Source organism: Acinetobacter sp. 24-47-62 (assembly GCF_056779765.1).
The window spans coordinates 1-5,385 of the sequence record NZ_JBWYIN010000026.1 but is presented as its reverse complement, the minus strand read 5'-3'; the positions used below and the strand labels follow the sequence as shown (position 1 = coordinate 5,385).

General features: G+C 41.1%; 7 protein-coding genes. All 7 read right to left on the bottom strand.

Going from position 1 to position 5,385, the window contains the following annotated elements:
• Positions 1 to 130, bottom strand: a 130-nt coding sequence (locus AC1M87_RS14640; protein ID WP_481588083.1) for a CoA-transferase, incomplete at its 3' end; no start/stop codon positions are given.
• A gap of 43 nt (positions 131 to 173) precedes the next feature.
• The gene (gene benE / locus AC1M87_RS14635; RefSeq protein WP_481594106.1) at positions 174 to 1,382 is read right to left on the bottom strand and encodes a benzoate/H(+) symporter BenE; all 1,209 of its coding nucleotides are present in this window, start codon (positions 1,380 to 1,382) and stop codon (positions 174 to 176) included.
• Positions 1,383 to 1,438: 56 nt separating this feature from the next.
• Complete coding sequence (locus AC1M87_RS14630; RefSeq protein WP_092768934.1) at positions 1,439 to 2,218, bottom strand: 1,6-dihydroxycyclohexa-2,4-diene-1-carboxylate dehydrogenase; 780 nt, start codon at positions 2,216 to 2,218, stop codon at positions 1,439 to 1,441.
• Positions 2,219 to 2,231: 13 nt separating this feature from the next.
• Positions 2,232 to 3,248, bottom strand: a complete 1,017-nt coding sequence (gene benC, locus AC1M87_RS14625) for a benzoate 1,2-dioxygenase electron transfer component BenC (protein WP_481594105.1) — start codon at positions 3,246 to 3,248, stop codon at positions 2,232 to 2,234.
• Positions 3,249 to 3,338: 90 nt separating this feature from the next.
• Positions 3,339 to 3,842: a benzoate 1,2-dioxygenase small subunit gene (gene benB / locus AC1M87_RS14620; RefSeq protein ID WP_035270498.1), complete on the bottom strand. Its 504-nt coding sequence runs from the start codon at positions 3,840 to 3,842 to the stop codon at positions 3,339 to 3,341.
• Entirely contained in the window at positions 3,839 to 5,221 is a 1,383-nt protein-coding gene (gene benA / locus AC1M87_RS14615) for a benzoate 1,2-dioxygenase large subunit (RefSeq protein ID WP_035270495.1), read from the bottom strand. The genes benB and benA overlap by 4 nt, the downstream gene beginning before the upstream one ends.
• A gap of 74 nt (positions 5,222 to 5,295) precedes the next feature.
• A partial coding sequence (locus AC1M87_RS14610; protein WP_481592540.1) for a hypothetical protein occupies positions 5,296 to 5,385 on the bottom strand: 90 nt, incomplete at its 5' end.

Here is a 5,385-nt window from a genome sequence, read left to right as displayed (position 1 = left end):
CGAGTTCAATTAAGCCATCGATGAGTTCAGCAGGCTGACCTGCAGTACCAAACCCACCAATCATAATGGTTGAACCGTCTTTAATTTGGGAGAGGGCTTCGGTTAAAGACGCTGAGCTTTTATCAATCATAATCACTTCCTAAACAAACGATCTACATTTACCTTTAATATGATCAGGTCGATGTAGACGATGATGGGGTAGTATTTTGACGCTTCGTTAAAATCACATGCGCTAAAATACCAATACAGATTCCCCAAAAAACTGAACTTAAACCTAAAAATTGCATACCTGAAACAGTCGCCAAGAAAGTAAGGAGAGCTGCGTCACGATCCTTTTCTTGGAACATAGCAACGTGTAAATTTGTAGCAATAGCACCTAAAAGTGCTAAACCTGCTAATGCAGCAACAAGTTCTTTAGGCAGTAAGCTAAAAAGCATCACAATGCTGCCTGCAAATAAACCACCTAAAATATAGAAAATACCGTTCGCAATACCTGCGATATAACGTTTCTCTTTGAGCTCATGTGCATCTTTACCTGTACAGAGTGCGGCTGTTATTGATGCCAGGACAATGGTGATCCCGCCCACACAAGCAACAGTTAACGATGCGATACTGGTAGTGGTAATAATGGGTTTTGCTTGAATGTCATAGCCACTTAATTTCAAAATTGCCATGCCAGGTAAAAATTGACCAGAAAGGCTGACTAAAATAAGAGGTACTGCAAGATTTAGAAAAGAGTTAAGCGTCCACTCGGGCGCAATGAATTGGGGTATTGCAAGTGAAAACTCCATATTCACAGCATTGAATTTTCCGAGGACTAAACTCATGAAAATACCAGCTGCCAATACAAAAAGCATGGCATATCGAGGTGTTAAACGCTTAGCAATCAGATACGAAATAAGCATTCCAAACACAATATATGGCATGGTATTAGTCGCGGTAAAAAGACCAAATCCGAACTGACATAAGATACCAGCCATCATTCCTGCAGCCACTGATTGCGGTATCAAAGCCAATAGTTTGTCGAAATATCCGGTAATACCAATGATGAAAATCACTACAGCTGTAGTGATATATGCAGCAACTGCTTCATTCAGTGATATATCTGGAAAAAGTGTGACTAGCAGAGCAGTACCAGGTGCCGACCAAGCGGTAATGACAGGAACTTTAAACTTTATTGATAATAGAATTCCAGCTACAGCAGCACCAATTGAGATACCCCAAATCCATGAAATCATCATGTCTGGGGAAACTTGGGCTTGTTGTGCTGCTTGAAAGAAAATAATTAATGGTCCGGCATATGAAATCAATACAGCTAAAAAGCCGGCGACAGTGGCGGAAATAGACCAATCTTCTTTTAGTGTTTTAAACAGGGTTGCCATTGTATTTGCCTCCTTGCGTCAATGATCCTGTGAGTTTAAAGAGTCCGTGATCAGGGTTAACCCTGATCACCACCACCTACAGGTACGACTGTGCCTGTAATGTATGAAGACTCATCTGAAGCAAGGAACAAAATAGCATTTACTTGTTCTTGAATAGTGCCATAGCGTTTCATGTAGCTGCGGTCAATTGTTTGATCAACCACTTCTTGCATCCAAGCTTGATCTTGCTCAGATAGTGGTGAAGTATTACGTGGAATTACACGTGGTGGAGCTTCAGTACCACCTGTAGCCACAGCATTGATGCGGATACCATCTTTAGCATGTGCAAATGCCATTGATTGAGTAAAACTATTTACACCACCCTTAGCCGCAGAATATGGAAGACGGTTAATCCCACATGTGGCGATAGATGATACATTCACGATCACACCAGATTTTTGGTGTTGCATGTGTGGTAAAACTGCACGACAACTCCATAAAGTAGGAAATAAAGAACGATTGATCTCTTTAATAATTTCCTCTTCAGAAAACTCTTCAAAAGGTTTCATCCAAATCGCACCACCAACATTGTTGATCAGCACATCAATTCGCCCAAAAGTCTCGATCGCTTTATTTACAACGGATTGTGCACCAGCATAGGTTTCAAGATCAGCTAAGACAGTGACACCTGTGCCACCTTGAGTCGTAATTTCTTCAAGTGTGGTCGTCACGTATTCAGCACGGTCAGCCAGTACAACTTTTGCACCTTCGCTAGCTGCTTGAAGAGCAACACCGCGACCGATGCCTTGAGCGGCACCAGTAACGATTACGATTTTATTTTCAAATCTTTGATTCATGTTCCTCTCCACTTTAATTCGCAGAGAATTTTTCGAATAAGAAGTTTGCAGGTTTAACGCCTTCAGCATCTAACCAACCACGAACTGCATCTACCATAGGAACAGGACCACAGAGGTAAACGTCTACATCACCACCGTTGAGCCATTCAGTTTCAATGTGACCTGTCACATAACCTTTACGTTCGTGTGCAGATTCTGGGTTTGCAACTACGGTACGGTATTCAAACCAATCAAGTTTTTCTTGAAGTTTGTCGAGTTCTTCAATAGCAACTAGGTCAAAGTCATTGGTTACACCAAAAACTAAACGTACTGGATGTTCAGAACCTTTTTCTTCTAATACTTGAAGCATCGACATAAATGGAGCAATACCTGTACCACCAGCAAGCATTACTACAGGGCGTACTACATTACGTAAGTAGAAGCTACCAAATGGACCAGTGAATGTCATTTTTTCGCCGACTTTCGCTTCGCTGCTTAAGAAGCTACTCATCTTACCGTTAGGAACGTTACGAACAACAAAGCCGGTCAAACGGTTGCCTGGCTTAGAGCTGAAAGAGTATGAACGTGTTTCAGTTGATCCAGGAATACCTACATTTACATACTGACCAGCAAGGAAATTGATATCTGGCTGACCCTCGTCTAGTTGAATATCAAAGGTAATTGTAGATTCAGATAAGTTTTCTACACGAGAAAGTGTACCTTGATATTGATGAATTTGAGTTTTACATACATCAGATGATGCTTGAATTTGGAAAACTGCATCTGAAGTAGGACGGCACTGACAAGCTAAGATATAGCCTTGCTCAGCCTCTTCTGGTGTAAGTGCATCTTCAATATAAGTTTCTTCAGGCATGTCATAGCTGCCAGACTCACAAAAAGCTCGACAAGTACCACATGCACCATCACGGCAATCCAGCGGAATATTAATCTTTTGACGATATGCAGCGTCAGAAAGCGTTTCGCCTTGTGCAACTGAAATAAATCGGGTTACGCCATCTTCAAATTGAAGTGCAACATTATGGTTTGACATGGCTGAATATCCTTTAAGAATCTTTTGAACAATTTTTTGGTGTAACTACCAAAATTCCATTTGGTAGTTACTGAACTTGTTATTTACTAATTACAGGTGATATACGTCGATTACTTGATTGATGTAATCATTTTTGAGTACCACATATTTATTTAAAATTTGTGGTTTTTCACCAGACAAATTGATTTCGTAGCGTGACATACCAAAGTAGCTGTATGACTTTTGGTAGCGGTAACTTAAAGTGTTCCAGTTGAAACGAACAACAACCTTATCTTCATGACGTTCAAGTATTTCAATGTTGTTAATATTGTGGCTTGTACGTGTATCAGGCATTGTTGCAGAAGAGCGTTCAGTTTTGATACGGAACACGCGGTCTTCTAAACCTTGACGATCTGGATAATAAATTAACGAGATTTCTGATTGAGGATCTTCAGTTAATGTATTGTAGTCATCCCAAGATGGCATCCAGAACGATGCTGTAGGTGCATAACACTCTAACCATTCATCCCACTGTTCATCATCAAGTAGGCGCGCTTCTTTAAATAAGAACTGGCTCACTGATTCTAAAGTTGCTTCAAGATTCGCGTTACTCATGCGTTATCTCCTTGTTCAGCTAAAGCTTGTTCTGCTTTAATCGCACGTTTCATTTCTTCTAACCAATGTTGATGTTGCGCAAGGTATAAACCTTCGTCTTCAGTTTTAACGCCTGAAAGTTTAGGTTTTAGACCAATTTCGTTTGCTGCATCATCTGGGCCATTGATCCAATGCTTTGAGCCACGGCACATATCGTTCCACTCAAGTTCGATACCAGCATAACCTGCTTGACATGCACGGAATTCTTCTAAGTCATCTGGTGTCGCCATACCTGAAGCATTGAAGAAATCTTCATATTGACGAATACGGCGTGCGCGAGCTTCTGGCTCTTCACCTACAGGTGCGATGCAGTAAATTGTTACTTCAGTTTTATCGACAGCAATTGGGCGAAGTACACGGATTTGTGAACCGAACTGATCCATCAAATAAACGTTTGGATATAAGCAAAGGTTACGTGAGCGCTCGATCATCCACTTCGACATAGCAGGACCGAATTTCTCAGAGTATTCATCTGCTTTAGGGAAGTTAGGGCGGTCTTCAGGGTTAGCCCATTGTGTCCAAAGCAACATGTGACCATTTTCAAAACCGTAAGAACCACCGCCTTGTTTACCCCAAGATCCTGCGCTCATTGCACGGATATTGTCGCCAGCTTGTTTTTCTTTACGTTGTTGCGTAGTCGCAGCATAATTCCAGTGAACTGCAGATACATGGTAACCATCTGCACCATTTTCAGCAGTGAGTTTCCAGTTTCCTTCGTATGTATAAGTTGAGGCACCACGTAAAACTTCTAAACCTTGATCAGACTGACCCACGATCATATCGATAATTTTAGTCGTTTCACCTAAGAATTCTTCTAATGGCAAGACGTCTGGGTTTAAGCTACCGAATAAGAAGCCTTTATAACTTTCAAAACGTGCAACTTTCTTAAGATCATGTGATCCTTCTTTGTTAAAGCAGTCAGAATAACCTGCATCTGTTGGGTCTTTAACTTTTAAAAGTTTGCCTGAGTTATTGAATGTCCAACCATGGAATGGGCAAGTATAAGTAGCCTTATTACCACGTTTGTTACGGCAAAGTTGTGCACCACGGTGTGAACACGCATTGATCATTGCATTTAGCTCGCCTTGACGGTTACGAGCAATCACGATTGGCTGACGACCGATGTGTGTCGTGTAATAATCATTGTTATTTGGAATTTGGCTTTCGTGTGCCAAGTAAACCCAATTACCCTCAAAGATGTATTTCATTTCAAGGTCAAAAAGGGCTTGATCAGTGAAAACTGAACGATGAAGTTTAAACTCACCTGTCTCAAAGTTGTCTACAAGTAACTCATCAAGACGATCTAGATGGCTGGTATTAATTACAGGAATACGTGGCATGGACGTTCTCCGACTTTCCAAATTGAGGGGAAGTCATCGGGATAATTGACTTATCCCGATTCCGACTAATTGATTTAAGCTGATGCGCGGCGGCGTTCAACTTCAGTAGAAGGCGCACCTTCAACGTCTTTCACTAATTCAATGTCAAATTGAATATGTTTGAA